Here is a 15,762-nt window from a genome sequence, read left to right on the forward strand (position 1 = left end):
TCCGGCAGCACTTTGCCGTGATATCTGCTGCAATTTTCATATTCTCTCCCGCAGTTTCTCGTCAGTTTGGTTACAAATCAGTAAAATATGTTGAAAACAGACCAATCCTGGAGATAACCGAATGTCCGCGTCTTTTTATCAGCAGTTGGAACAACAACTTGCAACCACTCGTAGCGAAGGGCTGTTCAAAGAAGAGCGCATTATCACCACTGCTCAGCAGGCGGATATCGCCGTTGCTGACGGCAGTCATGTGATTAATTTTTGCGCTAACAACTATCTGGGTTTGGCTAACCACCCGGCGATGATTGCCGCGGCCAAGGCCGGCATGGACAGCCACGGTTTCGGCATGGCATCGGTACGCTTTATTTGTGGTACCCAGGACAGCCATAAACAGTTGGAGCAAAAGCTGGCCGATTTCCTTGGGATGGAAGACGCTATCTTGTACTCCTCCTGCTTCGATGCTAACGGTGGCTTGTTCGAAACTCTGCTGGGCCCGGAAGATGCCATTATCTCTGATGCGTTGAATCATGCTTCGATCATTGACGGTGTCCGCTTGTGTAAGGCGAAGCGCTATCGCTACGCCAACAACGATATGACCGGATTGGCCGCACAGCTTGAGCAAGCGAAAGCCGACGGTGCACGCCACATCATGATCGCCACCGACGGCGTGTTCTCAATGGACGGTGTGATTGCCAACCTGAAAGGGGTTTGCGATCTGGCGGATAAATACCAGGCGCTGGTGATGGTTGATGACTCCCACGCGGTTGGTTTTGTTGGTGCTAACGGGCGTGGCACTCACGAGTATTGCGAAGTGATGGGGCGTGTTGACATCATTACGGGGACGTTGGGCAAGGCGTTGGGTGGTGCTTCTGGCGGTTATACCGCGGCGAAGAAAGAGGTGGTGGAATGGCTGCGTCAGCGTTCGCGTCCTTATCTGTTCTCCAACTCGCTGGCACCGGCGATCGTGGCCGCGTCGATTAAAGTACTGGAATTGCTGGAGCAGGGCGATGCATTACGCGATCGTCTGTGGGCCAATGCTAGCCTGTTCCGTGAAAAAATGACCGCGGCAGGCTTTGAGCTGGCCGGGGCCGATCACGCCATCATCCCCGTGATGTTGGGTGAAGCAAAATTGGCGCAGGAATTCGCCAATGCGTTGCTCAAGGAAGGCATTTATGTGACGGGTTTCTTCTATCCGGTGGTGCCGAAAGGCCAGGCGCGCATTCGTACCCAGATGTCCGCCGATCACACCCCGGAGCAAATTGAACGTGCGATTGCGGCGTTCATTCGTATCGGTAAAGATCTTGGCGTTATTGCATAAGGTAAAACCATGAAAGCATTGTCAAAACTGAAAGCGGAAGAAGGGATTTGGATGACCGATGTGCCTCAGCCAGAGCTGGGCCATAACGACATCATGATTAAAATCCGTAAAACTGCGATCTGCGGTACCGATGTTCATATTTATAACTGGGATGAATGGTCGCAGAAAACCATCCCGGTACCTATGGTGGTCGGCCACGAATATGTGGGTGAGGTGGTTGCCATCGGTCAGGAAGTCAAAGGGTTCAACGTCGGTGACCGTGTCTCCGGTGAAGGCCATATCACCTGCGGCCATTGCCGTAACTGCCGTGGCGGTCGTACGCACCTGTGTCGTAACACCACCGGTGTAGGTGTGAACCGCCCTGGTTCGTTTGCTGAATATCTGGTGATCCCGGCGTTTAACGCTTTTAAGATCCCAGACAATATCTCCGACGAACTGGCGTCTATCTTTGACCCATTCGGCAATGCGGTGCACACCGCCCTGTCATTTGATCTGGTTGGCGAAGATGTGTTGGTTTCCGGTGCCGGGCCGATCGGCATCATGGCTGCCGCCGTGTGTAAACACGTTGGTGCTCGCCATGTGGTTATCACTGACGTTAACGAATACCGTCTGGATTTGGCGCGCAAAATGGGTGTGACCCGTGCGGTTAACGTCAGCAAAGAAAATCTGAACGACGTGATGGCTGAATTGGGTATGACCGAAGGGTTCGACGTAGGGTTGGAAATGTCCGGTGCACCACCGGCATTCCGTTCTCTGCTGAATGCGATGAACCACGGTGGCCGCATTGCTATGCTGGGGATTCCGCCGTCTGACATGTCTATCGACTGGAATCAGGTGATCTTCAAGGGGCTGTTTATCAAAGGGATCTACGGCCGTGAGATGTTTGAAACCTGGTACAAGATGGCTGCACTGATCCAGTCTGGTTTGGATCTGACGCCGATTATTACCCACCGTTTCTCGATCGATCAGTTCCAAGAGGGCTTTGACGCCATGCGTTCCGGTCAATCCGGGAAAGTGGTGTTGAGCTGGGATTGATTGTAAAAAAGGGCCGGAATTCCGGCCCTTTTTTTATACTTTTGGTTTCGTTGGTGTGGCGTCTGTCCAGCGTTGCCACTGGCGTTTAATGAATGTCCCCGCTGGCGATTGCGCCACGCTTTCACCGATCACGCTAATCACCGCGCTCGCGCTGACTTTTTCTTTCGGCAACTTGACCTTACACTGCTTGATACCGCCGGTGAACGGGTTCTTCGGCTGTGGTTTCGGCGGTTTGACCGCAGGTGGGACGTAATTGCCACCGCTGCCGCCCTGCGGTTCATTCAGTAGTGAGCTAGGTTTGACCAACACGATATCAGCCGGCAGAGTTGGCAACATTTGCTGCAACACCTTCACTGTGGCTGGGCGCGGGTGACCAATCGCGATGGCTGAACCCGTGCGGCGCGCCACGTCAACCGCGCGGTTGAATTGACGGCGGATATCGGCTTCGTTGGCGGTATCGTCCAGGAACACCTTACGCTTGATCACCTTCACGTGCGTTCCTGCCGCTGCTCGGGTGGCTTGGCTGTTACCGATGGTCATGCTGTCGAGGAAATAGAGCTGATAGCTGTCGAGTGCCTGCATGACTTTCTCCATGCCTGGTAGGCTGGAAGTCATGGCGCTGCCCATATGGTTATTCATACCCACCGCATAGGGCACATTATTGACTGCATTGCGGATAATGCGCTGGATCTCTTCGCTACTCATGGACGGCTGTAATGTATCGCGTTCCAAAGGTTGCTTGCTGAGCGGTGCCATTGGCATATGAATCAGCACTTCGCGGCCCTGACTGTGGGCGCGGGTGGCCATCAAACGGGCATGTGGGGCGTTAGGTAACACGGCAATTGATATTGCCGTTGGCATTTGCAGCACTGCGCCTTCTTCATGCGGACGATAACCCACGTCATCGATCACAATGGACAATTTCCCTGCCTGTGCGGCGCAAACCTGCAACAAACAGCCAATCAGTACGACAGTACGGGGTTTGATATAGCGCAAATCTATCTTCCCAACCACGGTAGTGGGTTAACGGCCTGGCCTTGGCGACGGATTTCGAAATAGAGCGACGGCGTTCCCTGGCCCCCGCTGGTACCCACTAAAGCAATTGGTTGACCGGCACGCACCTGCGCCCCGACGTTGACCAACGCGCTTTGGTTGTAGCCATACAGGCTCATGTCGCCCTTACCGTGCTCGATGACGACAACCAGGCCATAGCCCTGCAACCAGTCAGCCAACAATACGCGGCCATCGGCGATGGCTTTCACTTCGCTACCTTCTCTGGCCTCAATGACCATACCTTTCCAGCGTAGCTCGCCTTGCAACTGTTCGCCAAAGCCGTGCAGTGTGCGGCCGCGCACTGGCCATATGGCCTGTCCATTTGGTCGACCGAGACCGCCGGTACGGGCCATCAGCGAGCGATCGGCTTCGCTTGGTTTATAACTGGTGCCGGTTTTCTTCGCCTGTTGTTCTTTGACGCGGACCTGTTCGCGCACCTTGGCCGCTTCACGCGCTTCGCGTTCCGCACGGGCGCGGGCTTCACGTTCGGCACGGGCAATCTGGTCTCGCATGCGGGTTTCGTTCTGACGCAGTTCCACCAGACGCTGCTGATCTTTTTCCAGCGAGGCTTCGAGTGCGGTCAGCGTTTTCTTACGCGCGCCGCGTGCCTGCTCCAGCTTTTGCTGCTGGGTTTGTTGCTCGCCTAACAGCGATTTCTGTTGGCCTTGCTTGGCAACTAGCGTCGTTTTTTGCTTCGCCAGTTCGGCACGGGTTTGTTTTAGCTCTTCAATCGTTTTTTGCCGTGCTTCGTTCAGATAGCCGAAGTAAGCCAAAATACGCTCGCTGCGCTGACTCTCTTCACCGCTAAGAACTAATTGTACTGCGCTGTGCTGGCCTTGTCGGAAGGCTGCATCAAGTTGTTTCGCGAGGATATCCTGCTGGGTGGATTGCTGTTTTTGCAGCTTGGCAATTGAAGCGTTCAAACCGGAGATGTCTTTCCCCAACTGGCTCAATGTGCCTTGTGTGTCTCGTAACAGGCGGCTCGCCTGTGCGATGGTTTTTTCTTGCTGCTTCAGTTGATCTTGCAAGGAGCTGCGCTGTTGTTGCTGCTGCTTAACCGCCTTTTCTTTCTCGGCGATACTTTGCTGGATGTCTTTGAGTTGGGATTTGTTGTCCTCCGCCGCCTGGCTGGCGAGCGGCAACAACAAGACGCCAGCGTAAAATACGCTGGCGCACATGGTGGTTAACTTCCTTGGCGCAGTGCGTTCAGGCAGCGATTGGCCGCCTGTGTTTGCGCTTCGGGTTACCCTTGATAGTGCAAAAAACGCCTTTTCCCTCATAGGGAAGGATTATTCCACGATGAACAGCGGCTTACCAGTCATCTCTTGCGGGATTTCCATTCCCATCAGTGTCAGCATGGTTGGCGCGATGTCGGAAAGCTTGCCCCCATTGACTGCGTTGGCAGGCTTGCCGACGTAAATCAACGGCACGGGTAAGCTGGTGTGGGCGGTATGAGCCTGACCGGTCGCCGGGTCACGCATTTGTTCGGCGTTGCCGTGATCGGCGGTGATCAGCAACTGACCATCGACGGCCTTAACCGCCTCGACAACCTGAGCGATGCAGTTATCCAGCGTTTCTACCGCTTTCACTGCCGCGTCATAGACGCCGGTGTGGCCTACCATGTCGCCATTCGGATAGTTGCAGATAATGGCGTCGTACTTGCCGCTGCCAATGGCTGTCAGCAGTTTATCGGTCAGCTCTGCGGCACTCATTTCAGGCTGCAAATCATAGGTAGCGACCTTCGGTGAGTTGATCAGTACGCGATCTTCTCCGGCGAACGGCTCTTCAACGCCGCCGTTATAGAAGAAGGTGACGTGGGCGTATTTTTCGGTTTCCGAGATGCGTAGCTGTGTCTTGTCGTGTTTCATCAGCCACTCACCGAAGGTGTTACGCAACGATGCAGGCGGATAGGCGCAAGGAACTTTGATGTCGGCGGCATACTCGGTCAACATCACAAAATCACCAAAATTGATGACTTTAGTACGTGGGAAACCGTCGAAATCTGCATTGACGAAAGCGCGGACGATCTGGCGTGCGCGATCGGCACGGAAGTTCATGAAAATCAGTGCGTCGCCGTCATTCAGCTCGGCGGTCGCTTCACCCGCGGCCTGGAGTACAGTCGGTTTCACGAATTCGTCATTTTCACCGCGCTGATAGGCAGCCTGCAGGGCAGCAACCGCGTTATCGGCAATGTAATCGCCCTTGGCCTGAGCCAGCAGATCATAAGCCAGTTGCACGCGGTCCCAGCGGTTATCGCGGTCCATAGCGTAATAACGGCCAATCAGCGACGCAATGCGTCCGGTACCCAGTTTGGCAAACGCGTCGCTAAAGCGTTGCAAAGAGGTTTCTGCACTGCGTGGCGGGGTATCACGACCATCCAGGAAAGCGTGCAGATAAACGGCTTTGGCGCCGCGCTGTGAGGCCAGTTCAATCATCGCCATAATATGGTCTTCGTGGCTGTGCACACCGCCAGGCGACAACAGACCCATGATATGCACCGCTTTGCCTGCTTGAACGGCTTTATCGACCGCTGCTGTCAGCGTTGGGTTTGTGAAGAAATCACCGTCTTTGATTTCTTTATCCAGTCGAGTCAGATCCTGATAAACAATACGCCCGGCGCCCAAGTTAACATGGCCAACTTCAGAGTTGCCCATTTGGCCGTCAGGCAGGCCGACATCCAGTCCAGACGCGGCGATCAGGGTGTGCGGCTGCTGTTGCCACAGACGGTCCATCACCGGCGTTTTAGCATTCAGAATGGCGTTGTCCTGTTGCTCCTCACGGTGGCCGTAACCGTCCAGAATCACCAGTACCATCGGCTTTTTGTTACTCGACATTGCATTAACCTCGTTATGAACTTTTAAGTTGTGAATAGCCATCAACCCGTGATCAGATTGATGGCTATCCACCCTAAAAAACTGCCTGATTTTACAACGTGGCCGGTTAAAAAGAGCCCAGAGAGATCAAAGTTGCAGTGAACAAGGCTGGCTTTTATGCTCTGAGACCGTGAATTTGTCAGCGTGGCCCGCAGTTTCTGCAATAGCGCTTGCTTATTGGCTGTATTTGCTGCACTCGGCAGGTATACTCTGGAACCTTGAGTTATTTTTTCCCTTAACTGACGGGAGTTGTTATACCCCATGCTGCAAGAAATTATGCAATTCGTTAGCAAGCATCCCATACTGAGCCTGGCCTGGATCGCCCTGCTGGTTGCGGTGATCGTCATGACGTTCAAGAGCAGTTTCTCCAAGGTGAAAGAGATCACCCGTGGTGAAGCCACCCGCCTGATTAATAAAGAAGATGCCGTTGTGGTTGATACCCGCAGCCGTGATGATTTCCGCCGAGGCCACCTGGCTAACGCCATCAACTTGACCGCCAGCGAAATCAAAAGCGGTAGTCTGGGCGAGCTGGAAAAACACAAAGCTCAGCCGATCATCGTGGTTTGTGCCAATGGCACCACCTCCCGCGAGCCGGCAGAGAACCTGAGCAAGGCCGGTTTTGAAAACGTAGTTACGTTGAAAGACGGTATTGCCGGCTGGAGCGGGGAAAACCTGCCACTGGTGCGCGGTAAGTAATTGTTTAACGTATTTGAGGTGGTAATTCATGGCTAACATTGATATCTACACCAAAGCGACCTGCCCGTTCTGCCATCGTGCTAAAGCGCTGCTGAACAGTAAGGGCGCCGCGTTTAACGAAATCGCCATTGATGGCGATAATGAAAAACGCGAAGCGATGATTGCGCGCAGTGGGCGCACCACCGTGCCTCAGATTTTCATCGATGGCCAACATATCGGCGGCTGCGATGATTTATATGAACTCGATACTCGTGGTGGTCTGGATCCGCTGCTTTAAGCGGGTGACTGCCGGTTACTGAGTGTCAATAAGGACGTTTAACCAAGGGTATTACACACATGTCAGAACAAAACAGCACAGAGATGGCTTTTCAGATTCAGCGTATTTACACCAAAGATATCTCCTTCGAAGCGCCAAACGCACCGCAGGTTTTCCAGCAGGAATGGCAGCCGGAAGTTAAACTGGATCTAGATACGGCTTCCAGCCAGTTGGCTGACGAAGTGTATGAAGTTGTACTGCGCGTAACCGTGACAGCATCTCTGGGTGAAGAAACTGCGTTCCTGTGTGAAGTGCAGCAGGCGGGTATCTTCTCCGTAGCGGGCATCGATGGTACGCAGCTGGCGCATTGCCTGGGTGCATACTGCCCGAACATTCTGTTCCCGTATGCGCGTGAGTGCATCACCAGCTTGGTTTCTCGCGGTACATTCCCGCAGCTGAATCTGGCACCGGTTAACTTTGACGCGCTGTTCATGAACTATCTGCAACAGCAGGCGGAAGGCGAAGGTGCCGCACCACATCAGGATGCCTGATGAACACCGTCAATGCTTCAATGACCGTTATCGGTGCCGGCTCGTACGGCACCGCATTAGCCATTACGCTGGCGCGTAACGGCCACTCTGTGGTGCTGTGGGGTCATAACCCCGAGCAGATTCAAAAAATGCAGCACGATCGCTGCAACCAGGCATTTCTTCCCGACGTCGCTTTCCCCGACACGTTGTTGCTCGAAGCCGATCTGGCTCGCGCACTGGCGGCCAGCCGCGATGTGCTTGTAGTGGTACCAAGCCATGTGTTCGGCGATGTGCTGCGTCAGTTGAAACCGCATCTGCGCCCGGATGCCCGCATCGTGTGGGCGACTAAAGGGCTGGAAGCAGAGACGGGTCGGTTGTTGCAGGACGTGGCTCGCGAAGCGCTAGGCGATGCTATTCCGTTGGCGGTGGTCTCAGGGCCGACGTTCGCCAAGGAACTGGCAGCTGGGCTGCCGACCGCGATTGCATTGGCCTCTACAGATGCGCAGTTTGCCGAAGATCTGCAACTGCTGCTGCACTGTGGCAAAAGCTTCCGCGTTTACAGCAATCCCGATTTTATCGGCGTACAGCTGGGCGGTGCCGTGAAGAACGTGATTGCCATCGGTGCAGGGATGTCAGACGGTATTGGTTTTGGTGCTAATGCACGTACTGCATTGATTACCCGTGGCCTGACGGAAATGAGCCGCCTTGGCTCGGCTCTGGGGGCTGACCCATCGACCTTTATGGGCATGGCTGGTCTGGGCGATTTGGTGTTAACCTGCACCGATAATCAATCGCGCAACCGCCGCTTCGGTATTATGTTGGGGCAGGGGAAAGGCGTGCAAGAAGCGCAGGACAGCATCGGTCAGGTTGTCGAAGGCTATCGCAATACCAAAGAGGTATTGGCGTTGGCACAACGCTACGGTGTGGAAATGCCCATTACCGAACAGATTTACCAGGTGTTGTATTGCCATAAAAATGCCCGCGAAGCCGCACTGAGCCTGTTAGGGCGCACCAGAAAAGATGAAAAGCACAGCGGGTAATCTATAACCCTATGGCTTAAAATTCGACGGGTATAAAACCGATATGCTGGGCGGCATGCCGACCCAGCAATTGTTTTGGGCCACCTGATCGCGATGCGATGAGGTGGCCTGTTTTGCAAGGTGGAGAGGAACCAGATGTCGTCAGAAGAGTTAGAGCAGGTCTGGAATAGCATCAAATCAGAAGCGAGAGGGCTGGCTGAGTGTGAGCCGATGCTGGCTAGCTTTTATCATGCGACGCTGCTCAAGCACGACAATCTGGGGGGCGCACTCAGCTATATTTTGGCAAACAAACTGGCTAATCCAATTATGCCAGCCATTGCGGTGCGCGAAGTGGTGGAAGACGCCTACTTAGCCGATCAGCAAATGATCGCTTCGGCAGCTCGCGATATTCTGGCGGTACGCCTACGCGACCCGGCCGTCGACAAATATTCTACCCCTCTGCTGTATCTGAAAGGCTTCCATGCACTGCAAGCCTACCGTATTGGCCACTGGCTATGGCTGCAAGGCCGACAGGCGCTGGCGATTTATCTGCAAAATCAGATTTCGGTCGCCTTTGGCGTTGATATCCATCCGGCAGCCACTATTGGCTGCGGCATCATGCTCGATCACGCGACCGGCATTGTGATCGGTGAAACGGCCGTGGTAGAAAATAACGTGTCTATTTTGCAGTCTGTCACCCTTGGTGGTACCGGGAAAACCAGTGGCGATCGTCATCCAAAGATCCGTGAAGGTGTAATGATAGGCGCCGGGGCTAAAATTCTCGGTAATATCGAAGTAGGTAAAGGCGCAAAAATTGGCGCTGGCTCGGTAGTGCTGCAATCGGTGCCGCCGCATACGACGGCAGCTGGTGTACCAGCACGTCTTGTCGGTCGACCGGAAAGCGATACGCCATCAATGGATATGGATCAGTACTTCAATGGTAACAACCACGGATTTGAGTACGGCGACGGTATTTAATCTGTTCGCATAACCGACAAAACAGGGGGAGCTTTAGCTCCCCCTGTGCTTTTTCTTCTTCGGAGAATGTTTAGCCCTGTTTCGGGAACGCAACAGTGTCGGCGACCATTTCATCGATTGCTGCTTTGACTTCTTCTTCTGTCACCGGCGCACTGTCATTGCTGACAGTTCTGCCGTAACTCTTGCGTACGACTTCCAGCACGGTCTTGCCGGTATCCTGATCGATCAACTCAGCCTCGAGAAACAGAGTTGTGTTTTGCGTCCGGTGGCCAGTCGCGGCCATGGTGCTGGCTACCACTGCGGCAACCGGCACCACTTCATAGAATTTCATGTCTTCATCTTCGGCCGAGACGGCGGTAATCGCTACTTTTGCCAACAAGACGCGAGAACCCGCCGGACTCTTCAGAATAGTTGTGCGTTCAGCGACCGCTTTTCTCATGCTTTGGTCGGTATAGTTCCTGATTTTATCCAGTGTTTGCTGGCTGACGCGGTCGTTGGGTTTTGCCGGTGGGTAATAGACTACAGGAGAAAAATACACTCCTCGGTAGTTGGATTCTTTAAAGTTAGGATCGATCCAACGTAGCGTTTTATGGCCACTTGGTGAGCTGGTTTCCTTCAATTTACTGTAGTCAGACAGGAAGCCTGAGTACTGTTCTGTTGTTGTTACTTTGGATGCACAGCCTGCCAGCAACAGGCCTGCTGCCAGAACCGCTGTAGCAACGCACAAGCGTTGTTTTTTCATACGATTTCCTATAGTGAGTGTCGATAACCCTTACAAAACATAGTTCATTATCTTCTGGCGCAGCGGATGTTTTCAGCGCCGTGTGTGCCATGTTTCAGGCCAGCTTGTCGGGATTGTGATATCTGGCGTGTTTTTTACCTGCGCCACTGAGTGCTTGAGACAGTAAAAGCAATGCCGTCTCTGCATTTTCCTGTGCGATCGCAATGGTCGATCGCCATTGCGGCAGTAACGGCCAGAGATCTTGCTGATGTTCTGCCATCTGGTACCAGACAACATGATCGTGCCAATGACCGAGGGTGTTTTGCGCCGTTTTCAGGTGGGCGATAGCTTCAGGTGTGATGAGGGTAAATTGGGGGTAGGTATCCACGACATAACGTAGATGTTTAACCAACAGACGTAACCTGTGTCGATCGTAATGCGCGTCGGCTAGCGCCAGGCGTAATTGTTTCACCTGACGGTTCATATGGTGGGCAATACGGTGTTTCGTATGCCGATGTTGGGTCTTGAGGAAAATGCTTAGCCAGGCATGCAGCAGTGTGGGGAGGCGGATGAGTAACGGTAACGATGTTAAAGCGAGTTTGCGGCTTTGCAGTTCAGTCTTGCGAGTATTGGCCTGCCACGTTAGCTGATGCTGATCCAGCTCGATAATCAGCACTTCCAGATCGCGTATTGGCGTGGTGATTCTCCCCAGCTTGGCAGCGGCGTTGTCGAGTTGTGCAGCGCCATGGGTATCGCGCAATGGTCTCAGCAGGCTCCTGAGACGTCGCAGGTTGATACGTACGTCATGCAGAGCCTCGTTATCTGTTGTGTCCCGTAAACGCAGCAACGCTTGATTCAGCGCGCTCTCGAGCTTACGCCCTTGCGTGATAATACTCTCGACCAACGCCATGTTGCGTCTCCAGAGACGTCATCTTTAAAGATTATCCTCTCTGTAGCACAGACTGTCATCGGTTAAGATTTAATCAGTGCACCTGCGTAGTCTAGTTGCCGCCAGGCTTCATACACCACTACCGCAACGGCATTAGACAGATTCATGCTACGACTTTGTGCCTGCATGGGAATGCGAATTTTTTGTTGTGCGGGTAGGGCGTCAAGGATATCGGCGGGCAGTCCGCGGGTTTCCGGGCCGAATAGCAGGTAATCGCCTGCTTGATAGCTGACCGCGCTGTGCGCCGGTGTGCCTTTGGTGGTCAGGGCAAACAGCCGCTGAGGATTTTCGCTGGCAATAAAAGCGGCGTAGTCGGCGTGACGTCGGATGCTGGCAAATTCATGGTAGTCCAGCCCGGCACGACGCAGACGTTTATCATCCCACGGGAAACCCATCGGCTCTATCAGATGCAGTTGAAAGCCGGTATTGGCACACAGGCGGATAATATTGCCCGTGTTAGGTGGAATTTCAGGTTCGAATAAAACAATGTTCAGCATGTAAAAAGCCCCTCATGACGAGGGGCGCAGAATAACAAAATCTTACCGGCCTGTCTTAGGCGATCAGCGCTGGTGCAGCGGTAACCACAGCACCAACCGCAAACCGCCGAGCGGGCTGTCTTCCGCTTTTACCCAGCCGCGATGCTGGTTAACCGCCGCCTCTACGATCGCCAGGCCCAAGCCGGTGCCACCAGAGGCGCGATCACGCGCTTCGTCGGTGCGATAAAACGGGCGGAAAATTTGCTCGCGATCTTCCGTACTGACGCCTGGGCCATCATCGTCGACCACAATAGTGATGCCCTGGTTGTCCGCGCTGAACGCCACGGCGATGCGTGTGTTTGAGTAGCGCAGCGCGTTACGCACAATGTTTTCCAGTGCGCTGTCCAACGCGCCGGCGTTGCCGAATAGTGTCCACGGGCCTGGAGGGGCGGTGACTTCCAACTGCTTGCCCATTTGCTCGGCTTCAAAGCCAGCGTCATCCAGTACATTGGCCCAGAGTTCATTGGCCAGTAGCCGCTCACGGACCAACTCGCTTTTCTGCTGTCCTCGTGACAACACCAACAGATCGTTGATCATCGAGTCCAGACGCTGCGCCTCGGTTTCGATGCGCTCCAGCTCACGGCCTTCGCCGTGGCGACGACGCATTAACGCGGTAGCCAGTTGCAGACGGGTTAGCGGGGTGCGCAGCTCATGCGAGATGTCGGAGATCAGCCGTTGCTGAGCGGTCATCATGCGTTCCAGCGAACTGACCATTTGGTTGAAACTGGCGCCGGTCGCCAGAAACTCTTGCGGCCCCGCTTCCAGCTCCGGGTGTTGTTTCAGGTTGCCACGTGCAACGTCATCGGCCGCATTCTTCAGTTTACGCGCTGGTTTTGCCAGGCTCCATGCTAGCCACAGCAGCAGTGGGGCGCTGATTAACATGGTGACGATCAGCAGCAGCAGCGGTCGGTCGAACATCAGGTTGATGAAATCGGATTGTGGACTGTTGGCAGGGCGGATCAGGTACAACTGGTAGTTATCTTCACCGTCGCGAACGGAGAAGGGGCCGACCAGTTCGACGCGGCCGTATTTTTTCTTCTTCGGGTGATCGGAATTATCAGATTGACCAATAAAATTACGCACCAACTGCATTTCGTTGCGTTGCATGTTGCCAATCACCCGGCCTTCGCTGGTCACCAGAATGAGGCGCTGCCCTGGCGGTGCCCATTTTTCAATGGCGCGGAATAAGCGACGCCACCACATCAGATCGTTGGCCGGATCGTTTTGCAACTCGGCCTCGACATGCTGTTCCAGCATAAGCCCCTGCCGCTGCTCGCTGTCCAGCAGCGAGGTCATTTGGCGGGAGTCGAGCTTGGGCACCATCAACACCAACATCAGCACCAGGGCTAATGTGAACCAAAAAATGGCGAAGATGCGTGCCGTCAAACTGTTGATCATGTTGCTGATACCATTAAATAACCCCGTCCGCGCAAGGTCTTGAACCACGGATGGCCGTCTTTGCGGTTAGGGAGTTTACGTCGTAAGTTGGAGATGTGCATGTCGATGGCGCGGTCGAAAGGCGTCAGTCGTTTGCCCAATACTTCTTGGCTCAGCAATTCACGAGATACTACCTGGCCGAGATGCTGTGCCAGCAGATACAACAGGGTAAATTCGGTGCCGGTAAGATCCAGCGTTTGGCCGTCAAAGCTGGCTTCCTGACGGCCCGGGTTGAGCTGCAAACCGTCAACATCCAGCGTTGGTGCACCGGTATCGACATTTTGCTGCTGTTCGCTCCAGTTGGAGCGGCGCAGGATCGCACGAATACGCGCGACCAGCTCACGATCGTTAAACGGTTTTGGCAAGTAGTCGTCGGCACCCAGTTCCAGACCCAGCACGCGGTCCAATTCGCTGCCGCGAGCAGTCAGCATAATGACCGGCGTCTGGTGGTGCTGGCGCAGCTCTTTTAACGTATCGATACCGTTTTTCTTTGGCATCATGATATCGAGCAACAGCAGATCAATGGAGCTGTCCAGAAGCGACAACGCCTGTTCACCATCGTATGCCACGACGATAGTAAAGCCTTCCATTTCAAGAAGTTCTTTTAACAGCGAGGTCAGCTCGCGGTCGTCGTCAACTAACAGAATTTTGTTCATTGTATTTTTTCCTCCTGACGCAAAATACGTCATCAACTGTTGGCATTCCATGACTTTACGTAGTTTTACATGCACTGACGCATGTTTGCAGGTGCAGCAGTACACTGCTCCTCGTTGATTCGCAAAGTGAGAAAGCACGAGGAGTGAAAATGCGTAAGGTGACCGCATTAGTTATGGCATCAATGCTGGCAATAGGTTCTACCGCTGCGTTCGCTGCTGACACTACATCGGAAACTGTACCGACTCCCGGAAACGAAGCGATGACCAGAGCACCTGGCCAACACCACATGTTTGACGGTGTTAGCCTGACTGAACAGCAGCGACAGCAAATGCGCGATTTAATGCGCCAAGCGCGCCACGATCTGCCTGGTGTCAATGTAGCTGAAATGGAAGCCATGCATAAGCTGGTAACCGCAGACAAATTTGATGAAGCCGCCGTGTATGCCCAGGCGGAAGAGATGGCTCAGCAACAGGTTAAGCGCCAGGTCGAAATGGCCAGAGTGCGCAACCAAATGTATAACCTTCTGACGCCACAGCAAAAAAGTGTTTTAGACCAGAAGCATCAGCAGCGTATGCAGCAGATGGAGCAACAGATTTCTGGTTTGCAGCAAACTTCTGCCCAGAAGTTAAGTATGACTGAGTAGTCCCCTGTTTTTCCTTGCCATAGACACCATCCCTGTCTTCCCCCGCCATGATGGCGGGGTTTTTTTTATCCATCATTTCGCTATATTGACCTTCTGAACGTTCAGCCTGGATGGGTTATGGAACCGCAATATGCGCGTTTGGTGAAGTCTGCCGCGCTAGCTGCCACCGCGTTGGCCTCAATACTGCTACTGATCAAAATTATTGCCTGGTACCACACCGGTTCGGTGAGCCTGTTGGCGGCATTGGTGGACTCGCTGGTGGATATTGCCGCGTCATTGACCAACTTGTTGGTGGTCCGTTACTCACTACAGCCAGCCGATGAAGAACATACCTTCGGGCACGGTAAAGCAGAATCATTGGCCGCGTTGGCGCAAAGCATGTTTATTTCTGGCTCAGCGTTGTTCCTGTTTCTGACCGGTTTCCAGCATCTTTATGCTCCAGAAACGCTGCGCGATCCTGGCATCGGTATTGTTGTTACGGTTGTTGCGTTGTTCAGCACCTTGCTCTTGGTCACCTATCAGCGTTGGGTGGTCAGAAAAACGCGCAGTCAGGCTGTGCGCGCAGATATGCTTCATTATCAGTCAGATGTCATGATGAATGGTGCTATTCTTATAGCGCTTGCGCTAAGCTGGTACGGTTTCCAACGGGCGGATGCATTGTTTGCATTGGGAATTGGCGTCTACATTCTTTACAGCGCGCTGCGGATGGGGAATGAGGCTGTACAATCGCTTCTGGACAGGGCATTGCCGGACGAGGAACGCCAGGCAATTATTGAGGTGGTTTCCTCTTGGCCAGGGGTGAAAGGCGCACACGATCTACGAACTCGCCAGTCCGGTCCGACACGTTTTATTCAGTTGCACCTGGAGATGGACGATGGGCTGCCGCTGATGCAGGCGCATATTCTGGCCGAGCAGGTAGAACAGGCGTTGCTGCATCGTTTCCCGGGGGCGGATATTCTCATCCACCAGGATCCTTGTTCTGTGGTGCCGGCGGGCCAGCAAGGGCGTTGGGAGCTATAATCAGTACAGGGACGGTGAGATTGCATAGCGAGCAAATGGTG

17 protein-coding genes are annotated in these 15,762 nt (G+C 53.8%); 9 read left to right on the forward strand and 8 right to left on the reverse strand.

The window, feature by feature from the left end; genetic code table 11:
- Nucleotides 1-121: 121 nt before the first annotated feature.
- Together kbl and tdh are read left to right on the forward strand one after the other, a co-directional pair.
- Entirely contained in the window at nucleotides 122-1,318 is a 1,197-nt protein-coding gene (gene kbl / locus SGR01S_RS21980) for a glycine C-acetyltransferase (protein WP_061808601.1), read from the forward strand.
- Nucleotides 1,319-1,327: 9 nt separating this feature from the next.
- Nucleotides 1,328-2,353, forward strand: a complete 1,026-nt coding sequence (gene tdh / locus SGR01S_RS21985; RefSeq protein ID WP_037421692.1) for an L-threonine 3-dehydrogenase — start codon at nucleotides 1,328-1,330, stop codon at nucleotides 2,351-2,353.
- Nucleotides 2,354-2,386: 33 nt separating this feature from the next.
- Here tdh and SGR01S_RS21990 read toward each other — a convergent pair whose 3' ends face one another.
- The 3 genes from SGR01S_RS21990 to gpmM are packed head-to-tail and all read right to left on the reverse strand — an operon-like array spanning nucleotide 2,387 to nucleotide 6,240.
- The gene (locus tag SGR01S_RS21990; protein ID WP_037421690.1) at nucleotides 2,387-3,349 is read right to left on the reverse strand and encodes a divergent polysaccharide deacetylase family protein; all 963 of its coding nucleotides are present in this window, start codon (nucleotides 3,347-3,349) and stop codon (nucleotides 2,387-2,389) included.
- Nucleotides 3,350-3,351: 2 nt separating this feature from the next.
- Nucleotides 3,352-4,686 (reverse strand): murein hydrolase activator EnvC, encoded by a 1,335-nt coding sequence (gene envC / locus SGR01S_RS21995; protein WP_061808602.1) that lies wholly within the window; start codon nucleotides 4,684-4,686, stop codon nucleotides 3,352-3,354.
- Nucleotides 4,687-4,695: 9 nt separating this feature from the next.
- A complete protein-coding gene (gene gpmM / locus SGR01S_RS22000) occupies nucleotides 4,696-6,240 on the reverse strand; it encodes a 2,3-bisphosphoglycerate-independent phosphoglycerate mutase (protein ID WP_061808603.1) in 1,545 nt (514 codons plus the stop codon).
- Between the two features lie 300 nt (nucleotides 6,241-6,540).
- On the opposite strand from gpmM, the gene SGR01S_RS22005 reads away from it, so the two are divergent.
- The 5 genes from SGR01S_RS22005 to cysE all read left to right on the forward strand — a co-directional run bounded on the left by SGR01S_RS22005 (nucleotide 6,541) and on the right by cysE (nucleotide 9,758).
- On the forward strand, nucleotides 6,541-6,975 hold the full coding sequence (locus SGR01S_RS22005) for a rhodanese-like domain-containing protein (RefSeq protein WP_012147491.1): 435 nt from the start codon (nucleotides 6,541-6,543) through the stop codon (nucleotides 6,973-6,975).
- 28 nt (nucleotides 6,976-7,003) lie between these two features.
- On the forward strand, nucleotides 7,004-7,252 hold the full coding sequence (grxC, locus tag SGR01S_RS22010) for a glutaredoxin 3 (protein ID WP_037421687.1): 249 nt from the start codon (nucleotides 7,004-7,006) through the stop codon (nucleotides 7,250-7,252).
- A 59-nt stretch (nucleotides 7,253-7,311) separates the two neighbouring features.
- On the forward strand, nucleotides 7,312-7,782 hold the full coding sequence (secB, locus tag SGR01S_RS22015) for a protein-export chaperone SecB (RefSeq protein ID WP_004953255.1): 471 nt from the start codon (nucleotides 7,312-7,314) through the stop codon (nucleotides 7,780-7,782).
- Complete coding sequence (gene gpsA / locus SGR01S_RS22020; protein WP_037421684.1) at nucleotides 7,782-8,801, forward strand: NAD(P)H-dependent glycerol-3-phosphate dehydrogenase; 1,020 nt, start codon at nucleotides 7,782-7,784, stop codon at nucleotides 8,799-8,801. Before secB ends, gpsA begins: the two co-directional genes overlap by 1 nt.
- 135 nt (nucleotides 8,802-8,936) lie before the next feature.
- On the forward strand, nucleotides 8,937-9,758 hold the full coding sequence (gene cysE, locus SGR01S_RS22025; RefSeq protein WP_037421681.1) for a serine O-acetyltransferase: 822 nt from the start codon (nucleotides 8,937-8,939) through the stop codon (nucleotides 9,756-9,758).
- Between the two features lie 70 nt (nucleotides 9,759-9,828).
- Here the strand turns inward: cysE and SGR01S_RS22030 are convergent, their stop codons facing one another.
- From SGR01S_RS22030 to cpxR, 5 genes are all read right to left on the reverse strand, one after another.
- The gene (locus tag SGR01S_RS22030; RefSeq protein WP_037421679.1) at nucleotides 9,829-10,500 is read right to left on the reverse strand and encodes a DUF3313 domain-containing protein; all 672 of its coding nucleotides are present in this window, start codon (nucleotides 10,498-10,500) and stop codon (nucleotides 9,829-9,831) included.
- 94 nt (nucleotides 10,501-10,594) lie between these two features.
- A complete protein-coding gene (locus SGR01S_RS22035; protein ID WP_061808604.1) occupies nucleotides 10,595-11,389 on the reverse strand; it encodes a CHAD domain-containing protein in 795 nt (264 codons plus the stop codon).
- 62 nt (nucleotides 11,390-11,451) lie between these two features.
- Nucleotides 11,452-11,925 carry a tRNA (uridine(34)/cytosine(34)/5-carboxymethylaminomethyluridine(34)-2'-O)-methyltransferase TrmL gene (trmL, locus tag SGR01S_RS22040; RefSeq protein WP_061808605.1) on the reverse strand — a complete coding sequence of 158 codons (474 nt, stop codon included), beginning with the start codon at nucleotides 11,923-11,925 and terminating at the stop codon, nucleotides 11,452-11,454.
- A 63-nt stretch (nucleotides 11,926-11,988) separates the two neighbouring features.
- On the reverse strand, nucleotides 11,989-13,362 hold the full coding sequence (cpxA, locus tag SGR01S_RS22045) for an envelope stress sensor histidine kinase CpxA (protein WP_037421674.1): 1,374 nt from the start codon (nucleotides 13,360-13,362) through the stop codon (nucleotides 11,989-11,991).
- The gene (gene cpxR / locus SGR01S_RS22050) at nucleotides 13,359-14,057 is read right to left on the reverse strand and encodes an envelope stress response regulator transcription factor CpxR (RefSeq protein WP_004953234.1); all 699 of its coding nucleotides are present in this window, start codon (nucleotides 14,055-14,057) and stop codon (nucleotides 13,359-13,361) included. Before cpxR ends, cpxA begins: the two co-directional genes overlap by 4 nt.
- 149 nt (nucleotides 14,058-14,206) lie before the next feature.
- Between cpxR and cpxP the strand changes: the two genes are divergently transcribed.
- Nucleotides 14,207-14,701, forward strand: a complete 495-nt coding sequence (gene cpxP / locus SGR01S_RS22055) for a cell-envelope stress modulator CpxP (RefSeq protein ID WP_061808606.1) — start codon at nucleotides 14,207-14,209, stop codon at nucleotides 14,699-14,701.
- A gap of 117 nt (nucleotides 14,702-14,818) precedes the next feature.
- Nucleotides 14,819-15,721 (forward strand): CDF family cation-efflux transporter FieF, encoded by a 903-nt coding sequence (gene fieF / locus SGR01S_RS22060; protein ID WP_037425602.1) that lies wholly within the window; start codon nucleotides 14,819-14,821, stop codon nucleotides 15,719-15,721.
- Nucleotides 15,722-15,762 lie beyond the last annotated feature (41 nt).

It is taken from the genome of Serratia grimesii NBRC 13537, from assembly GCF_001590905.1.
GTDB classification, from domain to species: domain Bacteria; phylum Pseudomonadota; class Gammaproteobacteria; order Enterobacterales; family Enterobacteriaceae; genus Serratia; species Serratia grimesii.

What these genes read in the sequence shown, in the direction of transcription:
- kbl (WP_061808601.1), top strand. Translation starts at nt 122, where the DNA reads ATGTCCGCGTCTTTTTATCAGCAGTTGGAACAACAACTTGCAACCACT.
- tdh (WP_037421692.1), top strand. Translation starts at nt 1,328, where the DNA reads ATGAAAGCATTGTCAAAACTGAAAGCGGAAGAAGGGATTTGGATGACC.
- envC (WP_061808602.1), bottom strand. Translation starts at nt 4,686, where the DNA reads ATGAGGGAAAAGGCGTTTTTTGCACTATCAAGGGTAACCCGAAGCGCA.
- gpmM (WP_061808603.1), bottom strand. Translation starts at nt 6,240, where the DNA reads ATGTCGAGTAACAAAAAGCCGATGGTACTGGTGATTCTGGACGGTTAC.
- SGR01S_RS22005 (WP_012147491.1), top strand. Translation starts at nt 6,541, where the DNA reads ATGCTGCAAGAAATTATGCAATTCGTTAGCAAGCATCCCATACTGAGC.
- grxC (WP_037421687.1), top strand. Translation starts at nt 7,004, where the DNA reads ATGGCTAACATTGATATCTACACCAAAGCGACCTGCCCGTTCTGCCAT.
- secB (WP_004953255.1), top strand. Translation starts at nt 7,312, where the DNA reads ATGTCAGAACAAAACAGCACAGAGATGGCTTTTCAGATTCAGCGTATT.
- gpsA (WP_037421684.1), top strand. Translation starts at nt 7,782, where the DNA reads ATGAACACCGTCAATGCTTCAATGACCGTTATCGGTGCCGGCTCGTAC.
- cysE (WP_037421681.1), top strand. Translation starts at nt 8,937, where the DNA reads ATGTCGTCAGAAGAGTTAGAGCAGGTCTGGAATAGCATCAAATCAGAA.
- SGR01S_RS22030 (WP_037421679.1), bottom strand. Translation starts at nt 10,500, where the DNA reads ATGAAAAAACAACGCTTGTGCGTTGCTACAGCGGTTCTGGCAGCAGGC.
- SGR01S_RS22035 (WP_061808604.1), bottom strand. Translation starts at nt 11,389, where the DNA reads ATGGCGTTGGTCGAGAGTATTATCACGCAAGGGCGTAAGCTCGAGAGC.
- trmL (WP_061808605.1), bottom strand. Translation starts at nt 11,925, where the DNA reads ATGCTGAACATTGTTTTATTCGAACCTGAAATTCCACCTAACACGGGC.
- cpxA (WP_037421674.1), bottom strand. Translation starts at nt 13,362, where the DNA reads ATGATCAACAGTTTGACGGCACGCATCTTCGCCATTTTTTGGTTCACA.
- cpxR (WP_004953234.1), bottom strand. Translation starts at nt 14,057, where the DNA reads ATGAACAAAATTCTGTTAGTTGACGACGACCGCGAGCTGACCTCGCTG.
- cpxP (WP_061808606.1), top strand. Translation starts at nt 14,207, where the DNA reads ATGCGTAAGGTGACCGCATTAGTTATGGCATCAATGCTGGCAATAGGT.
- fieF (WP_037425602.1), top strand. Translation starts at nt 14,819, where the DNA reads ATGGAACCGCAATATGCGCGTTTGGTGAAGTCTGCCGCGCTAGCTGCC.